The organism is Chitinophaga sp. 10T418 (assembly GCF_056394125.1).
This window is the reverse complement of the sequence record NZ_JBFTHG010000004.1, coordinates 449,469-475,611: the sequence shown is the minus strand read 5'-3', so window position 1 is coordinate 475,611 and position 26,143 is coordinate 449,469. Positions and strand designations below refer to the sequence as shown.

Annotated in this window: 20 protein-coding genes; 13 read left to right on the top strand and 7 right to left on the bottom strand. The window is 44.2% G+C overall.

Going from position 1 to position 26,143, the window contains the following annotated elements; translation table 11 throughout:
- Positions 1-77: 77 nt before the first annotated feature.
- The 4 genes from AC1DCV_RS14160 to AC1DCV_RS14145 all read left to right on the top strand — a co-directional run bounded on the left by AC1DCV_RS14160 (position 78) and on the right by AC1DCV_RS14145 (position 3,935).
- Positions 78-1,484 (top strand): DUF5106 domain-containing protein, encoded by a 1,407-nt coding sequence (locus tag AC1DCV_RS14160; protein ID WP_477023743.1) that lies wholly within the window; start codon positions 78-80, stop codon positions 1,482-1,484.
- Positions 1,485-1,610: 126 nt separating this feature from the next.
- A complete protein-coding gene (locus AC1DCV_RS14155) occupies positions 1,611-2,312 on the top strand; it encodes a porin family protein (RefSeq protein WP_477023742.1) in 702 nt (233 codons plus the stop codon).
- Between the two features lie 149 nt (positions 2,313-2,461).
- A complete protein-coding gene (locus AC1DCV_RS14150; RefSeq protein ID WP_477023741.1) occupies positions 2,462-3,085 on the top strand; it encodes a porin family protein in 624 nt (207 codons plus the stop codon).
- A gap of 169 nt (positions 3,086-3,254) precedes the next feature.
- Positions 3,255-3,935, top strand: coding sequence for an outer membrane beta-barrel protein (locus tag AC1DCV_RS14145; protein WP_477023740.1), 681 nt, complete (start codon positions 3,255-3,257; stop codon positions 3,933-3,935).
- Positions 3,936-4,258: 323 nt separating this feature from the next.
- Here AC1DCV_RS14145 and metF read toward each other — a convergent pair whose 3' ends face one another.
- Positions 4,259-5,212 carry a methylenetetrahydrofolate reductase [NAD(P)H] gene (metF, locus tag AC1DCV_RS14140; RefSeq protein ID WP_477023739.1) on the bottom strand — a complete coding sequence of 318 codons (954 nt, stop codon included), beginning with the start codon at positions 5,210-5,212 and terminating at the stop codon, positions 4,259-4,261.
- A 162-nt stretch (positions 5,213-5,374) separates the two neighbouring features.
- Between metF and lptB the strand changes: the two genes are divergently transcribed.
- The 8 genes from lptB (at position 5,375) to AC1DCV_RS14100 (ending at position 18,454) form a co-directional block, all read left to right on the top strand.
- Positions 5,375-6,136 (top strand): LPS export ABC transporter ATP-binding protein, encoded by a 762-nt coding sequence (gene lptB, locus AC1DCV_RS14135; RefSeq protein WP_477023738.1) that lies wholly within the window; start codon positions 5,375-5,377, stop codon positions 6,134-6,136.
- Between the two features lie 22 nt (positions 6,137-6,158).
- Complete coding sequence (locus tag AC1DCV_RS14130) at positions 6,159-7,691, top strand: GH3 auxin-responsive promoter family protein (RefSeq protein ID WP_477023737.1); 1,533 nt, start codon at positions 6,159-6,161, stop codon at positions 7,689-7,691.
- Between the two features lie 17 nt (positions 7,692-7,708).
- Positions 7,709-8,458: a 3-oxoacyl-[acyl-carrier-protein] reductase gene (fabG, locus tag AC1DCV_RS14125; RefSeq protein WP_441578208.1), complete on the top strand. Its 750-nt coding sequence runs from the start codon at positions 7,709-7,711 to the stop codon at positions 8,456-8,458.
- 171 nt (positions 8,459-8,629) lie between these two features.
- Entirely contained in the window at positions 8,630-9,190 is a 561-nt protein-coding gene (locus AC1DCV_RS14120; RefSeq protein WP_441578207.1) for an RNA polymerase sigma-70 factor, read from the top strand.
- Between the two features lie 84 nt (positions 9,191-9,274).
- On the top strand, positions 9,275-10,384 hold the full coding sequence (locus AC1DCV_RS14115; RefSeq protein ID WP_477023736.1) for a FecR family protein: 1,110 nt from the start codon (positions 9,275-9,277) through the stop codon (positions 10,382-10,384).
- Between the two features lie 195 nt (positions 10,385-10,579).
- Positions 10,580-13,807 carry a TonB-dependent receptor gene (locus AC1DCV_RS14110; RefSeq protein ID WP_477023735.1) on the top strand — a complete coding sequence of 1,076 codons (3,228 nt, stop codon included), beginning with the start codon at positions 10,580-10,582 and terminating at the stop codon, positions 13,805-13,807.
- Positions 13,808-13,828: 21 nt separating this feature from the next.
- Positions 13,829-15,313 (top strand): RagB/SusD family nutrient uptake outer membrane protein, encoded by a 1,485-nt coding sequence (locus tag AC1DCV_RS14105; RefSeq protein ID WP_477023734.1) that lies wholly within the window; start codon positions 13,829-13,831, stop codon positions 15,311-15,313.
- 117 nt (positions 15,314-15,430) lie between these two features.
- Complete coding sequence (locus AC1DCV_RS14100; protein WP_477023733.1) at positions 15,431-18,454, top strand: glycoside hydrolase domain-containing protein; 3,024 nt, start codon at positions 15,431-15,433, stop codon at positions 18,452-18,454.
- A gap of 134 nt (positions 18,455-18,588) precedes the next feature.
- On the opposite strand, the gene AC1DCV_RS14095 is transcribed toward AC1DCV_RS14100, so the two are convergent.
- The gene (locus AC1DCV_RS14095; protein WP_477023732.1) at positions 18,589-19,488 is read right to left on the bottom strand and encodes an SMP-30/gluconolactonase/LRE family protein; all 900 of its coding nucleotides are present in this window, start codon (positions 19,486-19,488) and stop codon (positions 18,589-18,591) included.
- A gap of 154 nt (positions 19,489-19,642) precedes the next feature.
- Here AC1DCV_RS14095 and AC1DCV_RS14090 point away from each other — a divergent pair, with 154 nt between their 5' ends.
- The gene (locus AC1DCV_RS14090; RefSeq protein WP_477023731.1) at positions 19,643-20,695 is read left to right on the top strand and encodes a nucleoid-associated protein; all 1,053 of its coding nucleotides are present in this window, start codon (positions 19,643-19,645) and stop codon (positions 20,693-20,695) included.
- 437 nt (positions 20,696-21,132) lie between these two features.
- Here AC1DCV_RS14090 and AC1DCV_RS14085 read toward each other — a convergent pair whose 3' ends face one another.
- The 5 genes from AC1DCV_RS14085 to AC1DCV_RS14065 form a co-directional block, all read right to left on the bottom strand.
- Entirely contained in the window at positions 21,133-22,695 is a 1,563-nt protein-coding gene (locus tag AC1DCV_RS14085) for a PSP1 domain-containing protein (RefSeq protein WP_477023730.1), read from the bottom strand.
- Positions 22,696-22,842: 147 nt separating this feature from the next.
- On the bottom strand, positions 22,843-23,982 hold the full coding sequence (locus AC1DCV_RS14080; protein WP_477023729.1) for a DNA polymerase III subunit: 1,140 nt from the start codon (positions 23,980-23,982) through the stop codon (positions 22,843-22,845).
- A gap of 33 nt (positions 23,983-24,015) precedes the next feature.
- Positions 24,016-24,567, bottom strand: coding sequence for a hypothetical protein (locus AC1DCV_RS14075; RefSeq protein WP_477023728.1), 552 nt, complete (start codon positions 24,565-24,567; stop codon positions 24,016-24,018).
- Positions 24,568-24,694: 127 nt separating this feature from the next.
- Positions 24,695-25,216, bottom strand: coding sequence for a glutathione peroxidase (locus AC1DCV_RS14070; protein WP_477023727.1), 522 nt, complete (start codon positions 25,214-25,216; stop codon positions 24,695-24,697).
- 202 nt (positions 25,217-25,418) lie between these two features.
- Entirely contained in the window at positions 25,419-26,108 is a 690-nt protein-coding gene (locus AC1DCV_RS14065) for a ComF family protein (protein WP_477023726.1), read from the bottom strand.
- Positions 26,109-26,143: the final 35 nt, after the last annotated feature.

Below are 26,143 nucleotides of genomic sequence, written 5' to 3'. Positions count from 1 at the left end.
CATGTAATTACCACTCACCACGCAGCTTTCCTTTTTTACTTTTTTCCGCTTACATTTACATATTGCTTTGAAATCCTATGCGTAAATTATTTTTAATACTGATAGCCACCCTTTTAGGGCACTTGCACCTGCAGGCACAGGGATACCAGATCTCCGTTAAACTGAAAAACTTTACCGGTGGTAAATTCTTCCTCGCCCACTACATGGGCAGGTCTACCTATCTGGCAGATTCTGCTGATGTTAGCCCGTCAGGAGACGTTGTCCTGAAAGGCAAGGAAAAACTGCTCCCGGGCATTTACCTGCTGGTGCTGCCGGGAAAAGAAAAGTACGTGGAAGCTCTGATCGATAAACAGCAGGTCTTTAGCGTTACCCTCGACACATCAGATCTTATCAATAAAACCATCTACAAAGGCAGTCCCGACAACGAGTTGTTCCTTTCTTATAATAAATTCCTGTTCCAGCAGGAAACACTGAGCCGGAATATTCAGCAACAGCTGCAAACAGCGCATACTGCGGCTGATACTGCGAAAGTGCTGCCATTACAAAAGGAATTGGGGAAAAAGATCCAGGAATTCCGGACAGACTTCGTGAGTAAACATCCAGGAACCATTCTCAGCACCATCTTTCTGGCAATGAAGGAGCCGGAAGTGCCCCAGCAGCCTGTCGGTGAAGATTCTACCTTTGCCTACCGCTACTTCAAGGGGCATTACTGGGATGAGGTAGACCTGGAGAGCGACCGCCTGGTAAGAACGCCCATTCTGGAAGGGAAACTAAAGAAATACTTCACACAACTGGTAATGGCCTCCCCGGACTCTATTATCCTAGATTGTGATGCCCTGATTGCCCGCACCCGCAAGAGCAAAGAGGTGTTCAAATTTGTATTGTGGTGGCTTACCTATAATTATGAAAGCTCTCCTTACATGGGCATGGACGCAGTATTCGTTCACCTGGTAGAGAAGTACTACGTGCCAGGAGAAGCCTTTTGGCTGACTGACGAACAGCTGAATAAAATTGTGGACAGGGCGTATACGATGGCCCCCAATCTTATCGGAAAACAGGCCGCCCCACTTGAGTTTAAGGACACGGCTTCCAATATGCTTTCTTTGTATAAAACCCAATCCAGGTATACGGTGTTGGTTTTCTGGGATCCTACCTGTGGCCATTGCAAAACAGAGCTGCCCCGCCTCGACTCAGCCTATAAAGCAAGCTGGAAAAGCAAAGGAGTAGCCATGATAGGCGTAAAAACAGAAGGTACGCGGGAAGAGTGGATACAGTTCATTAAAGACCATGATCTTGGTGGATGGGTACACGGCTCAGATCCACAATCAGCGACAAATTACCGCAGATTGTATGATGTATACAGCACACCAATGATCTACCTCCTGGATGATAAAAAGAAAATTGTGGCCAAAAAGCTGGGTGTGGAACAATTACAGGAGTTTCTGGACCGTGTAACCCCAAAAAACACAGCAGCAAAGTTGTAGAAATAGGGGTGTAGAACGTAGAATATGGTCCTCAACTATATTTGATAATCAATATGTTATGTAAATTTAACGTTCCTTTGGCATAGTCTTTGGCTTTATGGGTACCAGACCATAAAACAGAAGATTATGAAGAAGAAGTTTTTATTGTTATCCCTTGCAGCATTAAGTATGTCATTTGCTGCAATGTCTCAGGCCCGTGTAGGTATTAAGGCTGGTTGGAATCTTTCAAACATTACTACCGATAATGAAGGAAATACTAAAGATAGCCGTTCTTTATCTGGTTTTAATGTGGGTGCCATTGTAGACCTACCATTAGTGCCTAAAATATTGTCTTTCCAGCCAGGCGTATTTTATAGTACAAAAGGAACTAAGGTGGATTTAAGCAACAATACCACTGCTACTACTTCTAAGTTTACAACGAATCCATCCTACATTGAAGTTCCGTTGAATTTCATTGCGAAATTACCGGTTGGTCCCAATGCCCGCTTATTTGCCGGTGCAGGACCTTATTTTGCTTTTGGTGTTGCCGGGAAAAACAAATACGAAACCACCGTTGCCGGAAATACGCTCAGTAGCTCTTCCAACATCAAATGGGATGATGATACCCCATTTAACAATGGTGATCCTAACCAGGGTTTTGACAAATTCAAACGTTTTGACTGGGGTGGTAACGTACAGGTAGGTGCTGAAATAAGCAACTTCCTGATCTCAGCGCAGTACGGTATTGGGTTTGCAAAAGTACGTTCCGGCCAGGACAACAGCACTGATGACAAGAGTAAAAACCGTGTTTTCAGCGTGTCTGTAGGTTACTTGTTTGGCGGAAAATAACACAATAACAAACAATTAGCTGATTCAATTGTAATATCAGCAGCAAGCAAAAAAACAGGTTCATTCATTAGTTGGCAATCAAGAAAAACTACAAAAGCGATACCTGACCTGTAGGTATCGCTTTTGGTATCATTCAAATTACATCACACATGAAAAAGGTATTATTATCTGCAGCAGCTTTATTAATCGCCAGTCTTTCCTTTGGTCAGGCTAAGTGGGGTATCGTTGCAGGACCCCAGTTTTCCAGCATGACCGTTAAAAATCCGGGGTTAACGGGTACGTCTAAAGAAACCAGTAAAATCCTGACAGGTATCAGGGCAGGTGTTACTGTAGACATTCCGCTGGCGGATGAATTTTATATCGGAACAGGTTTACTCTATTCCGGGAAAGGAGGCAAGGCTAAAAATTCAGATGCGAAAACAACCTTATCGTACCTGGAAGTGCCCATCCACTTCATGTTTAAGCCTGAAGTAGGAAGCGGAAGATTGGTACTGTCGGCTGGTCCTTACCTCGCATATGGTATCAGCGGTAAGATTAAGGATACTGGTTTGGGAGATTTCAATGTGTACGACGATGAATCTTTATTATTGAAACAGAAACGTTTCGATGCAGGAGTAGGGATCAATGTTGGGTATGAAATGCCTATGGGGCTTTATTTTGGCCTGAACACAGATCTCGGATTGATAAATACTGCCGATAACACAAATAATGAACGCAAATTTAAGAACACTTCTTTCGGTGTTTCTGTAGGATATAAATTCGGCGGCAAATAACGGAATACTCAAAATGATTTTTGTATTAACCACCCGAAATTACCGGGTGGTTTTTTATTTTTATCAAAACCTTTGTTTACTTTAGTGCTAGTAACCGACTGAGCTATAGGACTTTTCCCCAAATCGTTTGTCACATTTATATTTTAATACACTTATTAGCGAACTACTGATGAAATTTTTTACATTTCTATCTACAGCTGTGTTCTTTGTTGTCTCCTCGTCCCAAGCCCAGGTAAGTTTAGGCATACGCGGGGGATACGTAAATACAGGACTGGCCACATCCCAAAATAGTACCGCCCCTGGAACCTCATCCCTGGACAACTGGCAAGCTGGTGCCTACCTGAATATCCCGTTATTTGAAAGAGGATACCTGCAGACAGGTGCAGGGTATATCGTAAAAGGAGCTGGTCTCGATTACACCGTGCTACATCCGGATCTTTTTGCATCAGGACCTACCAGTTTAAAACTGCAATACCTTGAACTACCGGTGAACATGGTATATAAATTACCAGTGAGCTTTGGTAAACTCCTAGTGGGAGCCGGACCTTATGCTGCCTATTGCTTACGCGGTCACTATAATGTAGCTGCTTTTGATGGTACAAAACTGGTGCAATCGGGTTCCCAGCAATTAAACTTCAATAGATCCCCCAATATATTCGGCACCAATATAAATCTGCAACGCTGGGACGCAGGATTAAACTTTACTGCTGGTATAGAATTTAATTGCTTACTTACATTGACTGCACATTATGGCTATGGTTTGGTGGACCTGGATAAATCATCAGGCGATTTCAAAAACCGGTATTGGGGCGTTAGCCTTGGCTTTCTGTTTGACCGGGAAGACTGGTAGCGATAAGATGCACAAGGATAAAAGAGAAGTTCTTTCCTGACGGGAAGAACTTTTTTTATGCCAGGTAGGGAAGGCTGCGTTTGCGCCTTCTTTTTATTTTTTTTAAAATGGAGTAGGGGACAAATCTGTTTACCGCGTCTTATTAGCGAAAGAGGTCGCCGCAAAGCGATTTCGATCATTGGACAGTTATAATTAAAAGTGTGACAGTTATAGGGATATGCCACTACGTATCTACGTGATGGCATTATTTTTTTATATGAAAGAAAAAGAAAAAGGGAAAGACTTCTGTCCTTCCCTTCTTTTATTTATAAGTCTTGTTGATATTACATAATTGCTTCTACTGCCTCACGAACCACTTTGGGTTTACCCAGGGTATAGTAGTGCAATACCGGCACACCAAATGCTTTCAGTTCTTTAGACTGTGCAATCAGCCATTCCGTACCCACCAGCTCCACATCTTTGTCTGTTTTACATTTCAGGATCTCAGTAGAGAGGTCTGTAGGGATATCTACATGGAAAATGCGCGGTAGCATGGTCATTTGTTTCCTGGAGGTAAGTGGTTTTAATCCCGGAATGATAGGAACGGTAATCCCTGCTTCCCGGCATTTGGTCACAAAATCGAAGAACTTCTGGTTATCGAAGAACATCTGTGTAACGATATAATCAGCACCATTTTCCACTTTCCGTTTCAGGTGAGAGAGGTCTGTTTGCATATTCGGCGCCTCGAAATGTTTCTCCGGGTAGCCGGCTACGCCAATGCAGAAATTGGTTTTTACACCGCTCTGCAGGTCATCTTCCAGGTATACGCCGTTATTCATATGGGCAACCTGGTCGAGCAATTCTATCGCATAGCTGTGACCATGTGGGTCTGGTTCAAAAAAAGTTTCGTTTTTAGGCGCATCCCCGCGTAAAACGAGTACATTGTCAATACCAAGGAAGTTCAGGTCAATGAGGGCATTTTCTGTTTCTTCCCTGCTAAAGCCACCACAGATGAGGTGAGGAACGGCATCTATATTGTAATGGTTCATGATGGCAGCACAAATACCAACTGTACCAGGGCGTTTGCGGATTTCTACTTTTTCAAAGGAGCCATCCGCCTTTTTCTTGAACATATGCTCACTGCGGTGGTAGGTCACATTAATGAAAGCCGGCTTGAATTCCATCAGGGGATCCAGGTGGTCATAAATAGACTCAATACTCTTTCCTTTCAGTGGAGGAAGGATTTCAAAAGAAATCAGGGTGTCTTTGGCCCGGGCAATATGTTCAGTTACTTTCATAAAGTTATAAGCTTTGAAGAATGCGGCGAATGCCGATATTCCTGCTAAAATACGCGGGCAAAAATAAGATATCCGATTATTATAATCAGATCATTTTTAATCTTATGACAACTATAACTAGGCTAACTGAATGAATTGTTTATTTTTGCTAAGTTTGATCATATGGCATTAAGAATACATACAGACCAGCTGGTAAAGCGTTACGGCAACAGAACGGTGGTAAACCATGTATCTGTGGAGGTGTCTCAGGGTGAGATTGTGGGGTTGCTGGGCCCTAACGGAGCGGGTAAAACCACCTCCTTCTACATGGTTGTAGGGCTTATTAAGCCGGATGAAGGGAATGTGTACCTGGATGGCCAGAACATTACCAAGTTGCCCATGTACAAAAGAGCCCAGATGGGCATCGGTTATCTGCCGCAGGAGGCCTCCGTATTCCGGAAGCTGAGCGTGGAGGATAACATTTCTGCAGTACTGGAAATGACCACCCTTAAAAAAGCCGAGCAACGGGATAAACTGGAAAGCCTGCTATCTGAGTTCAGGCTTACACACGTGCGTAAAAGCCCCGGTGATGTATTGAGCGGGGGGGAAAGACGCCGCACGGAAATTGCCCGCGCCCTGGCGGTAGACCCTAAATTTATTCTGCTGGATGAGCCTTTCGCAGGTATTGACCCCATTGCGGTGGAAGATATCCAGGGAATAGTAGCCAAGCTGAAATATAAGAATATAGGCATCCTGATTACAGACCATAACGTACAGGAAACACTGTCCATTACTGACCGGGCTTATTTATTGTTTGAAGGCAAAATCCTTAAATCCGGGTCGGCAGAAGAGCTGGCAGAGGACGAACAGGTAAGAAAAGTGTATCTTGGCCAGAATTTTATTTTGCGCCGGAAAGATTACCTGGACGAAGCAGCTAAACAATAAAAATAATTCTACAGCATCCTATATGAGAATTTTAAGTCCTGCAATATCACAACTGGCAAGATTGCGCATGGGGCGTATTGCGTATTTTATGCAGTATCCCGTGCAGGTGCAGCAGCAGGTATTCCAAAACCTTATCAGTGCCGCTCAGTATACCGAATTCGGTAAGCAGTACGGCTTTTCGAAGATTTATAAGATAGACGAATATAAGCAGCGCGTTCCTATTCATACTTATGATACCATCAAGCCGTATATACAACGCACGATGGAGGGACAGCAAAATGTACTCTGGAATACGCCCATTAAATGGTTTGCTAAATCGAGTGGTACCACCGCCGATAAAAGCAAGTTTATTCCGGTAACGGTAGAAAGTCTGGATGAATGTCACTACCGGTCCGGCAGGGATGTGATTTCTCTCTACTACAATAATTTCCCTGATTCCGATGTTTTTACCGGGAAATCCCTGGTCATTGGCGGTAGCCACCAGGTGAATAAATTGTCCGAAAACAGCGACTCCTATTTCGGAGACCTGAGCGCAGTGATGTTGCAAAACATGCCATTTTATGGTAACATGATCCGCACGCCGGACCTGGAAATTGCACTCATGGACGAATGGGAAGAAAAAATAGAACGCATGGCCAATGCGGTGATCCATGAAAACGTAACCTCGATTGCCGGGGTACCTACATGGACCATTGTACTGATCAAACGTATATTTGAATTGACCGGCACAGATAACCTGGCCGATGTATGGCCCAATGTAGAATTATATATGCACGGTGGCGTAAGCTTTACCCCTTACCGCGAACAGTTTAAAAAACTAATCCGCAAACCACTGATGCACTACCAGGAAACCTATAACGCCTCCGAAGGCTTTTTTGCCGCCCAGGACGTAATAGGAGACGAAGGACTACTCCTGTTCCTCAACCATGGCATCTTCTATGAGTTTATGCCCATGGAGGAATTAGGCAAGGAAAACCCGCAAACATTACAATTGCAGGAAGTGGAACTGGGCAAAAACTACGCCCTGGTAATCAGCACCAACGGTGGTTTATGGCGGTACCTGGTAGGGGATACCATACAGTTTACCTCCCTGATTCCTTACCGGATAAAAGTGAGTGGCAGAACAAAGTCGTTTATCAACGCCTTTGGTGAAGAAGTAATCGTTGAAAATTCTGATACGGCAGTTGCCAAAGCCTGTGAGGCTACCGGCGCTGTTGTAAATGACTATACGGCCGCACCGGTATATTTCAGTGACCACGGCAATGGTGGACACGAATGGCTGGTGGAATTCGGAGTCGCTCCGGATGATATCAACCGGTTTACCAGTATACTGGATAGCACCTTAAAAGCTATCAACTCAGACTATGAGGCAAAAAGATATAAAGACATTGCTTTACACATGCCGGTAGTGCATGTATTGCCTGAAGGTACTTTTTGCGAATTTCTGAAGAGTAAAGGTAAACTGGGTGGACAACATAAGGTCCCGAGACTGAATAATGACCGTAATTACCTGGAAGAAATCCTGAAATTTGCGGCCAACAACATGAACGCTTAAAACCTATCAACTATAACATGAAATTACTGGAGAACAAAGTAGCGATTGTAACTGGTGCCAGCCGTGGTATCGGAGAAGCAATTGCTTTAAAATTTGCAGCACAGGGAGCGAATGTAGCTTTTACATACGTGAGTTCTGATGAAAAAGCCCAGGCACTCGAAGCTAAACTAACAGCTTTAGGTGTAAAAGCAAAGGCATATAAATCTAATGCCGGCGTTTATGAAGAATGTGAAACACTGGTAGCAGAAGTTTTGAAAGAATTCGGGAAAATTGATATCTGTGTGAATAACGCAGGTATTTCCAAAGATAACCTGCTCCTGCGCATGAGCCCTGATCAATGGGATGATGTGATGAACATCAACCTGAAGAGCGTATATAATATGACCAAACAGGTGATACGCCCTATGATGAAGGCAAGGAGTGGCAGCATCATTAATATGAGTTCCGTAATAGGTATTATGGGTAACGCCGGCCAAAGCAGCTATGCTGCTTCCAAAGCAGGCATTATCGGGTTTACCAAATCCATCGCTCAGGAACTGGGCAGCCGTAACATCCGCTGCAATGCTGTAGCACCAGGTTTTGTAGAAACAGATATGACCAGCTACCTCAAAGAAGGAGAGGCCGCTGCCAATTATATTGAACAAATTCCGTTGGCCCGTTTCGGTACACCGGAAGATATTGCCAACGTTTGCCTCTTCCTGGCATCTGATATGAGCGGGTATGTAACCGGCCAGACAATCAGCACCTGCGGAGGGCTGTGCATGTAGAGCAGAAGGCAAAAGCAGAAAGCAAAAAGCTAATATGGAGGAGATCTAAGCGAGTATTTTTTACGCTTATGTCTCCTCCATATTAGCTTTTTGCTTTCTGCTTTCTGCATTTCGCTCCTTTGTCGTATCTTTTCGGCACAGTGAACATATTTGTGAGGATGTCGGAATACTTTGGAGGAAGTAAGTAAAAATATTGCCCAGCAACAACGTCAAATGCCATCTTTTGAATCATTATTCAAAACATATTATCCTGCGCTCTGCACATTTGCTTATGATTTTGTAAACAGACATGAACTGGCAGAAGAAATTGTACAGGACACTTTTATGAAAATATGGGAGAAGTATGATGACCTCGACATCCAGGTGTCCGAAAAGGCATACCTGTACAGGGCTGTGCAAAATAACTGCCTCAATTTTATTAAACAAAACAGGATCCGGACACAATACAGCAGCGAATTAATACAACAACTGGAATCCCGTATTTCCCTCTTCAGTCTTCCTTCTCATTCTCCGGCAGAAAAACTGGAAACCTCCGAACTGGAACAACTGGCAGAAAAAGCTATCCGGAAATTACCACCCCAATGCCAGGATGTTTTCCGTCTCAGCCGGTTCGAACAACTCAGTTATCCGGAAATATCCCGACATTTAGGGATCTCCATCAACACCGTAAAAACCCAGATGACCCGCGCCCTGCAACGGTTACGGGACGAATTACTCCCGCTCCTGAAGTAGTATGTTAAATTAAAGCAAATTTTTTTTCTTCTCTTGTCACCCTATCCAATACTAAATATTGTCTTAGTACTTGTTTTCTATATTATGGGGCCTAACTATACACAGGAGCAGGTAGATGACCTGATTGCACGCTTTTTATCCGGCAATATTTCCGCAGAAGAGCAGAAATTACTGGAACACTGGATCAATGCATTGGCAGAGAACAGGTCCTACTTTCTGCAACTAAGGGAGGTATGGCAGGCAACTGCACCGTCAGGAACATATGATACTACGGCCGCCTGGGATAATATGCAGTACAGGACAGCGATAGCGCCACCTATGGTGGTAAACAGATGGAAATATTATTTCCGTGTAGCTGCTTCCTATACTTTGCCTTTCTTAATCGGTGGTGGCCTGGTATATGCCTGGTCATCCCTGAAAAAAGAGGATAGTAACAACGCCATGGTAACGGTAACCAGCCCGAAAGGGGCGACTACCAAAATAGAATTGTCTGATGGTACGGAAGTATGGCTGAATGCAGGTAGTAAACTGCAATATGCACAGTCTTATAATCTCCGCGGCCGTGAAGTAAAACTGGAAGGAGAAGCTTTCTTTAAAGTGCATACCAATGCCCAGAAGCCCTTTACAGTTAAAGCTTCCGACCTGAGAATACTTGCACTGGGTACCTCTTTCAATGTAAAGGCATATCCGGAAGATAAAACCGTGGTGACCACGCTGGTAGATGGAGAAGTGAAAATTGACGGCAGCAAAACAACCACGCCTTTCGGACTAATGATGAAACCACATCAGCATGTTGTGTATAAGAAACCGTTGACAACCAACGACAGTGAACATAAGAAAATACCTGCATCTAACGGAGATAGCTCCACGGCTGCTCCGATAGAAAGCAGGGAAGTGAACAACACAGAAATATATACCGCCTGGAAAGATGGCAACTGGATTGTAGCCGCTCAAACCATGGACGAACTGGCGGTAACCATGGAACGCAGGTTTAATGTGAAGGTGATTTTTAAAGAACAGGAACTGAAAGAATATCGCTTCAGTGGTACTTTCCGACAGGAAACATTGGAACAGGTACTCAACATTCTTAAGCTCACCGCTCCGCTGAAATATACTATAGACAAGGGTGTTGTAACCCTCGCAGTGGATAATGAGCTGAAAGAAAAATATATAAAAGCATTTAAGACACGGTAACAACCGGAACATATAGGAGAATCATCATTCATCACCTGTAAAAACCAACTTACATGCACGATATGAACAACTGAAAAAAAAATTGGGAGTGATGCGACTCACCCCCAATTCAACGAAAATCACGTGTTGGTGAATGGCCTTTGCGACGGGCCGTATCACCGTAATCATTCGTTTAACTAAAATCTATACAAGTTTATGAAATCCACTGCAAACCTGGCGGCATTTTTTTGCCCCGGGCGAAAATTATTGCTCATGACGAAATTGACAGGTCTGCTGATTTTCGGAAGTTTTTTACAAGTATCCGCCAGTGTTTTTGCGCAGGAGAAAATAAAGGAACTGCATGCTGAAAATGCTAGCGTGAAAGAGGTATTTAAACTAATTGAGAGTAGCAGCAACTACCGCTTCTTCTATAACGAGAACTTCGCTGACCTGAACAAGGCAGTGACCATTGATGTGAAAGATAAAAAGATCAATGACATCATGAAGTTGCTCTTCAATAGCTCCAATGTTACCTATCGTGTGCTGGAAAATAACCTGGTAGTGATTACACCTGCCGGTACCGCACAGCTAAAGGTGACAGGCTATGTAACTGATGCTATCTCCAAAGATCCATTGCCGGGTGTAACCGTGTCTGTAGAAGGTACCAGCATAGGTGCCGTCACCGATGCTACTGGTAAATATACCATCCAGGCTCCCACTGAAACCAGTATACTGGTGTTTTCCTATATAGGATATGTGCCGCAGAAAATAGCAGTAGGCGGTCGTTCTGAAATTAGCGTTAAACTGGAGGGAGATACCAAAAAACTGGAAGAAGTAGTTGTAATGGGTTACACCACTACCACCACCAAAAACCTCACCGGTGCGGCACAAGCGGTAAGCGGTACGAAACTGAAAGACGTTACTGCCAGCAGCATGGACAAAATGCTGCAGGGTAAAGTAAGCGGTGTGTTTGTTGGAAATGCCTCCGGTGATCCTTCTGCCGCTCCTGTTATCCGTATCCGTGGTAACGGAACATTAACTGCCGGCAACTCTCCACTGATAGTAGTAGATGGTATCATTGGTGGTTTACCTAACCCGAGTGATATTGAAAGTGTAACGGTGTTGAAAGATGCGGCTGCTACCACGTTGTATGGTGCCCGCGCTGCCAACGGCGTAATGGTTATTACCACTAAAAGAGGTAAAGCTGGTAAAACACAGGTGAACTTCCGTACCAATATCGGAACAGCTCAAATCAATACCGGGCATTTTCACCTGATGAACGGAACAGACCTGTATGATCTGCAGAAAGCCGCAGGGGCGGACTTAGATCCATCTCTCCGTAATATTAATACTAACTGGCAGAAACTGGCCTTCCAGAATGCCAGCAACCAGAACTACGAATTATCTACCAGTGGCGGTAATGAGAAAACTAAATTCTACCTGGGTGGTAACTACTATAAAGAAGATGGTATCCTGAAAGGTACTGGCGTAGAGCGTTTCAGCGCGCGACTCAACCTGGATCATAATATCACTGATAAATTCCGTGTGAGTGTAAATATCGCCGGAACACAAACTACAGATAAGGATAACTCAAATGGCTCACTGTATCAGTATTATACCAACCTGCCATGGGACAAAGCCTATGATGATCAGGGTAAACCGGTAAACCCGTTAACGGCAGCTACCTGGTATGGTCGCGATATGGGCAACTTCCTGTACGATCAACAGTATAATTATGTTAAAAATAAAAGGGAGTCACTCGAAGCATTGGTAAAACTGGAATATGATATCACCAAGTGGTTATCATTCAGCTCTACTAACCGCGCGCAGTACTATCACTTCAACCAGGAAAGCAATGGAGATGTGAGAACATCTTCCGGGTCAGATGATCGTGGTAATCTGTATAATTATTACCAGGATACTGCCAGCTATATCAGCTCCAACCTGTTGAAAGCAAGATATACGATCAATAAGGTACACAACATCGATGGATTGGTGGGTGCTGAATTCCAGCAGGCAAACCTGAATGATATTAATGCAAAGGGTAAAGGTGTGCTGCAGGGAGTAAATGTATTGGGTGGTACTTCTTCTCCCATGTCTATTGGTGGAACAAAAATTGACCGTGCATTTAACTCCTACTTCATTCAGGCGAACTATAACTACAATTATAAATATTACTTCACCTCTTCCTTCAGAAGAGATGGTTCTTCCAAATTCGGTGCTAATCAACAGTATGGTAACTTCTATGCTTTTGGTGCCTCATGGGCTGTTTCGGAAGAAAACTTTATCAAAAACATCAAAGCCATTACCAACCTGAAAGTAAGGGCCAGTTATGGTACCACCGGTAATGCTGAAATAGGCGACTACAGCGCTATTGGTGCATATGCCATCAACACCCAGTACAACGGATATCCGGGAGCTTATCAGAGCGTTTATAATGTTCCGAATCTCTCCTGGGAAAAAGCCTACAATACTAACTTTGGTTTTGACCTGGGCTTGTTTAACCGTATTAACCTGAACATTGATATTTATCAGAAAGATAGTAAAGACCTGCTGTTTAATGTGCCTTTGCCCGGAACTGCCGGCTACGGCTACATTTCACAGAACGTAGGATCTGTGCGTAATAAAGGTATTGAAATCAACCTGAGCACAGATAACCTGGTGGGTGCATTCAAATGGAGTACAGACTTCAATATCGGCTTCAACAAAAACAGGGTAACTGATTTATATGCTGGCAAAAACCAGATTGTAGATCCTATCAGTGGTTACTTTGTGCTGCGTCAGGGACAGGATATGCGTAGCTTTTATATGCGTAAATGGGCTGGTGTAGATCCTGCCAATGGTGATCCGTTGTGGGAAAAACTCACTACCGATGCTAACGGTAATGTAACCGGTAAAACAACTACCAATAATTATAATGACGCGTCTCTGCAGATTGTAGGTTCTGCTACACCAAAACTCTTTGGTGGTATGCGTAACACTTTCTCTTATAAAAACTTCCAACTGAGTGCCTTCCTGGCCTTTGTTTCCGGTAATGATGTATATAACAGCACCCGTGAACTGATGGACAATGATGGCGCATATTACACCTATAACATGATGGAACTGGATAAGGGCTGGAGTCGCTGGGAAAAACCTGGTGATGTAGCTACTCATCCCAAGTACGCCATCAAAGGAAATAAAAACTCACATAAACCATCTTCCCGTTTCCTGGAAGACGGAAGCTACCTGCGTTTAAGAAACGTGAACCTGAGCTATGCACTGCCGAAAGCCTGGCTGGACCGCGTGCACATTGGAAACGCCAGAATTTCTGTTGGCGGTGATAACCTGTGGACATTGACCAAATTCTCAGGTCTGGATCCTGAAGTAGATGATCGTGGTATCAACTACATTAAGTACCCATCCAGTACCAAATGGTTTGCAGGGCTTGAAATTAATTTTTAACAGGAGCTAAAAGAGAAGATCATGAAACACTTATCAAAATATTTTGTGGGGCTGTTACTGTTAACTGTGGCCAGTTCCTGTTCATTAAAGAAAGATCCATACAGTGCTGTTCCGGATGATAATATCCTGAGAGATCCAAGTAAATGGTCGGCAGCTACTGCCGGTAACTATGCGTTACTGAAAGAAGAAAATTTTACGCGCAACTATTTTCAGATGGGAGAATTTCCCAGTGATGATGTAGCGTTAAGTGGCGCCACTACAGATCCGCTGTTTTACTCTTATACATATGGACATCTGACCAACCAGGGCAATGCATTGCAGATCTGGCGTATGGGGTATAAAGCCATTAATGGCTGTAATAAATTGCTGGCTGTAATGCCGCAAGACAGCGCTGCTTCGGTAAATCAACTGATTGGTGAAAACCTGTTTATACGTGCTTTCGTTCATTGGAGCCTGGTAAGAACATTTGGCCGTCCTTACAGCCAGAGTCCTGAAACCAATCTGGGGGTACCGGTAATTACCAAATTTGATATAGCCGCTATGCCTAAACGTAATACAGTAAAAGATGTATACGCGCAGATAGTAGCTGATCTGAAAAAAGGGAAAGACCTGATGGATAACTCCAATACCAACAGCTATGCTACCAAAGATGCAGCAATGGCTTTGCTGGCAAGGACTTATCTCTACATGGGGAAAAATGATTCTGCACGTATCTATGCAGATTCTGTGATCAATGCGAAAGATCGCTTATTGGTGCCTACCGGAGATCTTCCAGGTTACTATACCAAGTCGAATGAAAATAACAAGGAAACGCTTTTCGCTATTCATCATACCCTGCAGGATGACCGTACCTGGAGCTCTATAGGCTCTATGTATTATATGTCGCCTGGTGGTATGGGTTATGGTGAAATGTACGCTTCCAAATCCTTCCGTGACCTGATTCAAAAACATCCGGAAGATGTACGTAACTCCTTTATACAGGTAGTACACCTGAAAGGCGCTAATGGTAAAGATTCTATAAATCCTGTTAGTGGCGAGAAAGTGATCGCTAAACGAAACGGTGTGGAAAAATGGTATATCCTGAAGTATTCTAACCAGGATAACGTACCTACCCTTAGTTCACCGGTTGTACTACGTTTGGCTGAAATGTACCTGATTCGTGCAGAAGCCAATGCTAAATCAGGTAATAACCCGGCAGCACTGGCAGATGTAAACATTATCCGTACAAGGGCCGGATTAAGTGGCAACGCACTGTTCAGTGAGAATAATATGCAAGGGTATACCAGCGTATTGGATGTAGTGCTCGATGAACGCCGCCTGGAACTGGCCTTTGAAACACACCGCTCATTTGACCTGTTCCGCAACAACCGTAGCGTATACAGGAATTATCCAGGTGTACAAACTAATCCGCAAACCATATCCTACACGAATGCACGGGTGGTTCACTTTATTCCAGAACAGGAAATACTGCTGGACCCGAACCTTGTGCAGAACCCGATTAATTAAAATATCCCGCACAGGCCCCGTTCTACGGGGCTTTTGCTTTTATAAAATAATCCGGAAAAGAAACCACAACAATAGTAAATTTATAACCGGTGAACATTTAAAAACTTATCGTCCTACATGTATCAGATCAACCACCATTCCCGCAACATCAGGAAAGGATTGCTGCTGGCAGGCTTTACTTTCAGCTTCCTCACTACGGCACTGGCCCAGGAACTGAAATATACCGCTGGTAACAATAGCTGGAACGCGGATTCGCTCGGTAACCACCGCGCGGTAGTTAACTTTAACGGAGCCACCAAAGTGGCCCGCGTAGTCATTCCATGGCGCCGCCGCGACGAACATCCGGAGATGAAACGCATCATCATCCAGGATGCAAAAACAAAACAGAAGATTACCAATGTAAAAACGTTGACCCTTACCCGCGAGCAAGGCGATATCTGCTTTGAACCCATCTCCGGTAAAGGCGATTACTATATATATTATCTGCCTTCTAAAAATGAGGGCCGTGATAACTACCCCAAAGGCATGTACCTGGCGCCGGAACAAACAGCCGATAACAGTTGGCTGCAATCCATCCCTGCCGGTATAAAACCCAATACTACCGTAAAGGAAATAGAAGCCATTGATACTTTCAATAGCTTTTACCCAATGGAAGTAATCGCCACTGCAGCAGAAAAACAACAACTGCTGCTAAAACACCCGGGCGCAGGCTATATGGTGTTTCCGGAAGACAGGCAGTTTCCGATTAAAATGACGGACGACCTGCCGCAACGCTGGGTGAAGAAAGGACCATCGCAGTCCTTCACCGGCGAAGCCGATAAAGGAGAATACTATGCTTTTCAGCTCGGCATCTATGCCCGTCATGATATGAAAGAGGCGCAGATCACTTTTACAGATCTTACAGCACCTGGTGGCAAAACAATTCCCGCTGCTCAGCTGAATTGCATCAACACCAGCGGTACTACCTATGATGCCAAACCTTTTGCACCTAAGGTAAACATCCCCGCGGACCAGGTACAGGCATTGTGGTGTGGTATAGATGTGCCGTCATCCGCTACAGCAGGTGTTTATAAAGGAACAGTTACGATCAGCGCTGCCGGTATGCCTGCCATGCCGGTAAGAATTACGCTAACGGTAACGAATAAACTGGCGGTAAACAGTGGCTTTAATGAGCCCTGGAAGCAAACCCGTTTAAAATGGCTGAACTCTACGCTGGCACAGGATAATTCCCTGATAGCACCTTATACGCCACTGGAAATAAAAGACAGCGTGATCAGCTTACTGGGTCGTAAAGTAGGGATCAACAAAGACGGTTTCCCGGCACAGATACAAACTTTCTTTACCCCTGAAATGACAACATTGTCTTCCCAGGCAAAGAATATTTTCACGGAACCAGTACACTTTCATTTCACATCTGCCGCTACCGGCAAGGATCTTCCCTGGAAAAGCAATGGCTGGCAGATCACTTCCAAAGAAGACGGTAAAATCAGCTGGAAGGCTGTTAATACCACCACCGGATTACAGATGGAAGTAAATGCTTCCCTCGAATTTGATGGCTTCATGGACTACACGGTAAAAGTAACCGCCCTGGAAGAGACATCTCTGAAGGAAATTACCATGCACCTGCCATTTGATAAAGGCGCTGCCAAATACATGATGGGCCTGAATCAGAAAGGAGGCCTGCGTCCGGAAAAGATCGACTGGAAATGGGATGTGAAAAATAAAAATCAGGACGGCGCCTGGATAGGAGACGTTAACGCAGGGATACAATTTAATCTCCGGGATGAAAATTACGTACGCCCGTTGAACACCAACTTTTACCTGCAAAAACCCTTACTGTTGCCCACTTCCTGGGGTAACGGCGATAAAGGTGGTATCACCATCGGCGAAAAAGGAAAGGCGATCCTGGTGAACAGCTATAGCGGTGAAAGAACCCTGCATAAAGGCGAGGTATTGTATTATAACTTCCATCTCATCATTACGCCGTTCCATACTATTAATACCGATTTTCAATGGTCTACCCGTTTCTATCACAGGTATAATAACCTGGATAGCATCAAAGCAACCGGCGCTACTGTAGTGAATATCCACCATGGCAATGATATAAATCCCTGGATCAATTATCCATTTATTGAATGGAAAAAGATGAAGGACTATATCGATGAAGCACATCACAAAGGCCTGAAAGTAAAGATCTATAATACGGTAAGAGAATTGTCTAACCATGCCTGGGAAACATTCCCGCTGCGCAGTCTGGGTCATGAGGTATACAGCCCGGGCAAAGGTGGTGGCTTCTCCTGGCTGCAGGAGCACGTGGCAAAAGATTATATCGCCGCCTGGTTTGTACCGGAATTTAAGGATGCTGCTATTATCAACAGTGGCATGAACCGCTGGCACAACTATTATGTGGAAGGCATGAACTGGCTGGTACAAAACGTAGGTATAGATGGTATCTATCTCGATGATGTTGCCTTTGACCGGGTAACAATGAAACGTGTGAAACGCGTACTGACAAAGGATAATCATCCTGGTATCATAGACCTCCACTCTGCGAATCAGTATAATATAACAGATGGATTTATTAACAGCGCGGTGCTTTATATGGAGAACTTCCCTTACCTGAATAGGCTTTGGTTTGGTGAATACTTCGACTATGAGAAGAACAGCCCCGACTTCTTCCTGACAGAAGTGAGTGGCATTCCATTTGGGCTGATGGGCGAAATGCTGCAGGATGGCGGCAATCAATGGCGTGGTATGGTGTATGGTATGACTAACCGCATGCCATGGACAGAAAATTCAGACCCACGTCCTATCTGGAAAGTATGGGATGATTTTGGTATGCAGGGCACAAAAATGATTGGTTGCTGGGTAGAAAATAACCCCGTTAAAACCAACAACCCGTTGGTGCCGGCTACTATCTACAGGAAAGATGGTGCAGTACTCGTATCCATTGCCAGCTGGGCAGCAGAAGATACGACTATCAAGTTGACCATCGACTGGAAAGCCCTGGGGCTGGACCCGGCAAAGGCAGTGATAACGGCGCCGGATATACGTAATTTCCAGCAGGGACAGGTATTTGGAAAAGACGCCAGCATCCCGGTTTCTAAGAACAAAGGATGGATACTGATTATAAGCAATTAGCTGTTAGCTTTTAGCTGTTAGCTTTTAGCTGTTAGCAAAAATGCAGCGGAGACATAAGCGTAAGTGTATGATACTTTGCTTATGTCTCCGCTGCATTTTTGCTAACAGCTAAAAGCTAATGGCTAACAGCTATATCAATATTTCCTTCCTGCAATGGCTACTCTGAATGTTTCCACACATTTTCTGTCTTGCAGGGTTACGTACACTGTTTTACCATCTTTATCTCCGAAAACAAGATTGCTGCATTGTTTGCCTTTCAGCGGTATTTCACGGATTAATGTGCCCTGAGGAGACATGACGGCGATGACGCCTTTTCCCCAGCGTGCGATATAAAGGTTGCCGGCTTTATCGCATTTCATCCCATCGAATCCGAAATCGGGGAAGGTAGCGAACAGGGTTTTATGGGAGATGTTGCCCGCTTTGTCCACCTCATATTTCCAGACTTTTCGTTGTACACTTTCATTTACGTACAGGGTTTTTTCATCGGGGCTCAGCTCTATTCCGTTGGTGGTGCCCATATTGGCTTCCAGCAAAACGGGGGTGCGGTTGGCATCTATGCGCCACAGCTGCCCGGTGTTATTGGCCCATTTGGGATCAGATACAAAGATCTGGTCTTTGCGATTAATACAGAGATCATTGGGTTGATTGAATTTATCGGAATGGACATATACGCTTACCTTTTTTGTTTTCATATCTATGGTAAGCACATTGTGTTTGATAAAGTCCGGGAGGAACATGGCGCCTTTGCTATTAAAATGAATCCCATTAGCAACGCTGCTATCGGGCAGGGTCACAAATACTTCGCCGGCGCCGGTGTGGGTATTTATTTTTCCCACGGTACCGTCTTGTTTAAAATTTACAACATAAAAATTGCCCGCTTTGTCAAAGTTGGGTCCTTCGATATTTACGGAAAACATATTTTCTGCTGTCAGATCACGTGTTTCGTATAGGGGTCTTGCGGCTGTTGGTTGTTGTGCCATCATTGGCAGGCCCCAGCCAGTCATCATCGCCATCAGGCATATCTGTTTTCGCATGTTCATCGGGTTTTGAAACTTTAAATTAAGGAACTGTTCCGGATTTTTTCGTGTATTCATCCGGGGAGGGGCTTATGTAATGAAATTATCAAGAATTAATTCCTGGCAGAATCGGTTCCGTTGCCTTGTCAACTAATTTATTAATTTTGCGCCCATGATCCATGTTTCGGAGTTTAAAGATTTGGCGCACCTGACAATACATAAGGTAGGGAATTCCTCAAATGAAGAGGCTTTACTCTGTTCCAAAGCGCCTTTGCAGCTGGAGGATGAAACGATCAGCCAGTTATTGATCACTTATTTTATTCAGCCTTTTGCCAACGCTGCGGAATATTTTCGGTTCCGTCATGACGCAGATATACAATTGAATGAAATATTTCAATATTGTCGCCGTATATTTACTGACCAAAATGAATTCCAGGAGCAGTCGGTCAATATTGCCAAGCATCTATATAAACATTCCACCCATCCTAAAATTAAAGGAGGAGAGCTATATATAGCCTACTTTAGCAAGTGCCAGGTAGATGGTGAAGAAGTGGAGGCGATTGGCATTTTCAAGTCGGAAAACCGCGACACCTATTTAAAAGTGTTTCTGGCAGATGAAAATTACCAGGTAAATTATGAAGATGGTATAAATATTAATAAGCTGGACAAAGGCTGTCTGGTTTTTAATACAGAAGAATCAGAAGGTTTTAAGGTTAGTATTATAGATAGTAATAGCAAACAAACCGAGGCGGTGTACTGGAAAGATGCCTTTCTACAGGTTCAGCGCCGGGAAGATAGCTACCATCAGACAGAAACAGCGGTGGACATGTGTAAACAGTTTATACATAATAAGCTACCAACAGAGTATGAGATGGATAGGGTGGATCAGGTAGATCTGTTAAATAAATCAGCCGCCTATTTCAAGGAAAAAGAGCAATTCCAGCTGGATGATTTCGCAAAAGAAGTACTGGGGCATCCCGATGCGATAGCTTCTTTTAAAGAGTACCGAAATGAATACGCGAATCACTTTCAGCAAGATATCCCTGACGAATTTGAAATATCTGCACCTGCTGTAAAGAAACAGCAGAAAGTATTTAAAAGTATATTGAAACTGGATAAGAATTTTCATGTGTACATTCACGGCAACCGCGAGATGATTGAGCGCGGGTTTGACGAAGCTACCAATATGAATTATTATAAGTTACTGTTTGAAAATGAAGCGTAGGTTCGTGTAAGAAACAGTAGAGGCACCTGTGTGGTTGATTTTGTGAAGAGGGATAACAACGAATTTTTAAGATTTTCTCATAAGCAAAAACCAATTGTTAACAAAGGCTGCCTCGTCTGGGCGGCCTTTTATTTTAACAGATACCCCCTCGGATGGTACTGTTATTACTTCTCGTGTACTTCTCCGCTACTTCTCCGGTACTTAGGACTCGTCTATCTATTACATTCCCATTATATTGCTATTACTGTTCCACCGTACTCTTATTACTGTTACATTACTCTTTTACTACACTCTTACTACACTCTTACTACTCTTTCACCGCACTATGTCTCGTCCTGACCTGGCTATACAGGTTGTCTTGTCCGGAATAGCTATAAATAATAGTTTTTTGCACTTTATGCAAACAAAAAAGACAACCATTACGGTTGTCTTTTTTATTATTTGTTATCCTTTTCAGGATTGTTGTTCTTGTTTGGATTACCAGACCGGTGTTTATGCCTTGGGGGGCGTCTGTCGTGTCTGGGGGCTGCTCCTTGCTGCCCTCCTTGTTCGGGCTGTTGGCCTGGCTGATCAGGTTGTTGCCCTGCTTGTTTCGGACCCTGTTGTCTTGGGCCTTGCTGTTGTCTTGGACCTTGTTGCCGCGGTTGTTGCTCGGGGCGGGGTTGCTGTTCTGAACGGGGTTGTTGTTCACGTCCCTGTTTAGGTTGACCACCACCTTGTGACCGTTGTTGTTGAGGACGGTTTTCCTGTTTAGGCTTACGATCCTGCTGCTGGCGGTTATCAGGTCTTTGAGCTTGTTTAGGCGCTTGCTCCGTTCTTGGCTGACCGGGGCCCTGTGCTGGTTTCTGCTCGCCGACTTTTTGTTGTTTTTGCTTGTCTTTGTCTTTCTGTTTCCGCTTCTGAGCAGTTTTTTCGAGAGATTTCAGACTGATTAATCCTACCACATCTGCGTATCCAAGATCCGCTTCTTTTGGTTTGGCTGTTACTACTTCTACCGGTTTCAGGTCGTCTGGTTTAACACCTTGTTTGTTCAACAGGCGTATTTCCTTGGCCCTGGAAATGGTAAGCGGGTATTGTTTGTTACTGCCTTCGTAGGAATACCACATGAGGCTTTTGAAGATATCTCTCTTCTGCAGGTGGGCAACCCCGCCGGCAGTTTCAATGTTATCCGCATCATCCGGGAAGTCTTTCAACGCATCCAGGTAGGTATCCAGTTCGTAATTCAGACAGCATTTCAAACGACCACACTGTCCGGATAACTTGGCCTGGTTGATAGACAGGTTCTGGTAACGGGCAGCGGTAGTATTTACGCTTTTGAAATCAGACAACCACGTGGAGCAACATAACTCCCTGCCGCAGCTGCCGATGCCACCTACTTTTCCGGCTTCCTGGCGGGCGCCTATCTGGCGCATCTCCACCTTGGCCCTGAATTCAGAGGCATATACTTTAATTAACTCTCTAAAATCAACGCGATCATCTGCTGTGTAGAAGAAAGTGGCTTTTCGGCCATCGGCCTGTATTTCCACTTCTGCGAGTTTCATTTCAAGTCCAAGGTTACGGGCAAGAGCTCTCGATTTAATAAGTGCCTCTTTTTCACGTAACTTGTTGTCATTCATTCGCTGCAGGTCGTCGTTAGTTGAACGGCGTAGAACTTTTTTTACTTCGGGTGTGTCTTCCGCGCGTCGCTTCTTCATCTGTAGTTTTACCAGTTCGCCTGTCAGGCTCACCGTACCAACGTCAAATCCGCTAACACCTTCCACTGTTACCATTTCTCCTTTATCAAAGAGTTGTTTGGTCACATTTCGGAAAAAGTCTTTGCGGCTGCCATTGTTAAAACTTACTTCTATAATGTCAAATGGTGCTAAGCTATCACCAAGGGGAATATTGGACAGCCAATCAAATACATTCAGTCTGTTACAACCTCCTGTACTGCATCCTCCATTACTCTTGCATCCTGACGGCTTCCCATCCACACCCGTACCACATCCGGCACAAGCCATATTATTAATTAGTTTAAATTTTATAAATAAGCATTTCAGGTTATTCCAGTTCTTCAAAATACGTTTTTCCTTTCAGAAAAACAAAAGGCCGGAAGCAACAAAGATAGGGAAAAGCAGCTGATAAGCCCCCTGGGATACCTGTGCTTATTACATAACCGGTAAAGGTTTCTTTTTGAATATATATTGGAGCTTGATGGACAGGGCATGAAATAGCATCTTTCCATTGGCATTGCGTTCAATATAGTAACTGGCATTGTTCAGTTCCTCGGTTATTTCCTGCATCTGGTCCAGATTGGCCAGCTTAGCGAGCTTGGCCGCAAAGTCCATTTCCTCGGGAGAAAAGGCCAGCAGGCTTTTGTCCAGGTATTGCAGTCGGAGGGTATGTTCCAGCAGGTTAATAAAGTAACGCAGAAACTGTTTCTGGTTTTCCCGCCCGGTTTTGGCGCTGGAAATACCTTCTATCCACTCCTGCAGGGCTACCCGATTACCGGTAAATAAGTGATTGAGCCAGCTACGGAGTAACTCATGATAGTCGTCATCGGAATGTTGTAGCAGGTATAAGGCCTCCCGGTAGTTGCCCGCCGTGAGGGTGGCAATTTGCTGTGCCCGGGCAGCAGGTACCTTGCTTTTTACTTCCAACGCAGTAATCATATCCGCTTTCTCCAGCGGATTTATTTTAATAAGATGTGTTCTTGATAAGATGGTAGCTAATATTTGCTCCTGGTTTTCGGCTATCAGGATAAAGAGTGTGTTTTGAGGCGGCTCTTCAATCAGCTTCAACAGGCGGTTACCCTCGTTACCCAGGTATTCTGGCATCCACATTACCAGGATTTTATACCCGCTTTCAAAACTTTTCAGGTTTAGTTTGTGGATAATGTCCTGGCACTCTGTAGCTGTAATATTCCCCTGTTTATTTTCGGCGCCTATAAACTGTAACCAGTCATAAGCGTTGCCATAAGGATGTGTCACCACAAATTCACGCCACTCACTGATATAATCTGTACTGACAGGTTTATCACCTGACTTACGGGGAATAACAGGGTAGGAGTAATGAATATCCGGATGAACAAATTGGGACGCTTTTGTACAGGCAGCACACTGCCCACAGGCATCGTGCTCCTTTTTGTTTTCACAAACAAGATATTGTGTAAATGCCAATCCTAATGGAAGACCGCCCGCACCTTCAGGAGCGAGTAGTATCATGGCATGACTAAGCCGGTTATGCTGAACGGATTGAATGAGCTGCTGCTTCACATCAGCTTGTCCTATGATATCTGAAAATAGCATGGGCGCAAGATAATGAAAAGGGGCTAATCACGGTCACTGCAACGATACATAGCAGGCATTTTCAAAAGAGCCTCCACCAGTGATGGTCCGGCCATTTGCCATAAAAAAGAAGCTCCCGGAAATCGTTTGCGTCCTGGTATTTATTTTACGGATAATAATATTGGAAGTATCTGTGGTCAGAAAATCAAAGTTGCCGCTGTTATTTAAAAAAGCGGCAGCTACTAATCCCTTCTTTTGGGGACCGAGCCGGGAAAAGCGGAAGGTATCCAGGTGCAGGCTATCATTCTTTATAGCATTTTCATCAAACATACCATCTGTAAGATTGAATACTATTTTAAAGGTGTCGGATATGGTTTCCATATTCAGGAATTTGTGACTGCCACTATCAGTAGTTGATCGGAATATGATACTGTTGGTAAGAGTCATTGTGCTACTGCGACCAGCTATGGTGGCATTCATCTTCATCTCCGGACAGGAAAAGGATGGTCCATCTGCATCGTTTTGACAAGCGGCAAAAAGCAGAAAAAAGCTAGCGATGGCGGCTAATGGTAGTGTTTTCCGGCGGGGGATAAGTTGGTGTTTCATGAATACTGTTACACATTGTGAATAAAAACAACAGTGTACTTACGTTAACGTATATACGTTAACGCAAGCACCTGCAAAATCTTATATACACAAAGTTGGCAACAGGATAATAAAGTGCTTGCTACGACTATTTTTCTATCGCAGCAATGATTTCCGCAGACTCGGGTTGAGTTTTTGGAGAGAATACAGCCACCAGGTTTCCTTTTTCATCCAGCAGATATTTCTGGAAATTCCAGGTTACTTCGGCTGGTTCAAAGTGTTTGGCTTTGCTTTCCTCCAGCAGCCATTTGTACAGCGGATGGATATCAGCACCTTTTACAGATATTTTGGCGGCCATAGGAAAACTAACTGCATATTTTTTAGTGCAGAATTCCTGTATTTCCTTGTTGCTGCCGGGTTCCTGAGAGCCGAAGTTGTTGGCAGGAAAACCAATGATTACCAGTTTGCCCTGGTATTTCTTATACAGTTTTTCCAGCCCTTCGTATTGTGGTGTATTACCACACAGGGATGCTGTATTTACAATTAATATCTTCTTTCCTTTGTATTTGGAGAAATCGATTTTTCCTCCGTCAACAGCATCTACTTTGAAGTCATAAAGATGGGATGAGGCAAAAAACATAACAACTGATAGTATTGCTAACCTAAACATATAGACGTTTTTTTAAAGACTGATTAAAATGAACACGGAAAAGGCTGTACTTGTAAAGTTAGCATTCCCGCATCAAAAAAAAGGAAGAAGTTTTTCGGGAAGCCCAAAGCTAAAAGCAGAAAGCAAAAAGCCATTGAAGCGGAGGATATAAGTGATATTCTGTTGTTCAATCCACAGGATTCGCTTCAATGGCTTTTAGCCTTTAGCTCCATGCATAGGCCAAACAGCATATACTTACCCTGGCGCCGGCTTGTTGGAGGGCCATGCAGCACGCTTCGGTGGTGGCGCCCGTAGTAATAACATCATCGATCAGTAGTACGTGTATTCCTGCCGGAACGTTGCCATTGACTTTGAAGGCGGCGGCCACATTTTGCCAGCGGTCTGTCCGTCCTTTTTTGGTTTGGGTAGCTGTAAATTGCAGCCGCACAAGTGCCGCCGGATACACCGGTAATGGTATGACCTGTGCGATGCCTCTGGCCAGCAGGGTGGCCTGGTTGTAGCCGCGCAGTTTTTCTTTGCGGGGAAACAAAGGCACAGGCACCAATATGTCTATGTCTTTGATCCAGGAGCTATCCTGCAGCTGATAGCCGGTTTGTTTACCCAGCCAGGTGGCTATATCTGGCCGCTGCCGGTATTTAAAACGATGAATAAGTTGCTGCATACCTGATGACTGATTGTAGTAATAGGCTGCGGTAGCTTGCTGTACAACGACCCTGCCGTTAAATACATTCGCAACCGGATTGCCGGGGTACCGGTGGAAATAAGTAACGGGTAATGCCTGCACGCAACGAATACATAACAGTTCATCTGTTTGTTGCAGATCTGTGCCACAGAGTTCACAGCAATGCGGATAAAACAGGTGAACCAGTGGGGATAACAAACTGGTAAACATGGTTTGGGTTTTAAAGATATGGTTTGAATAGCGTT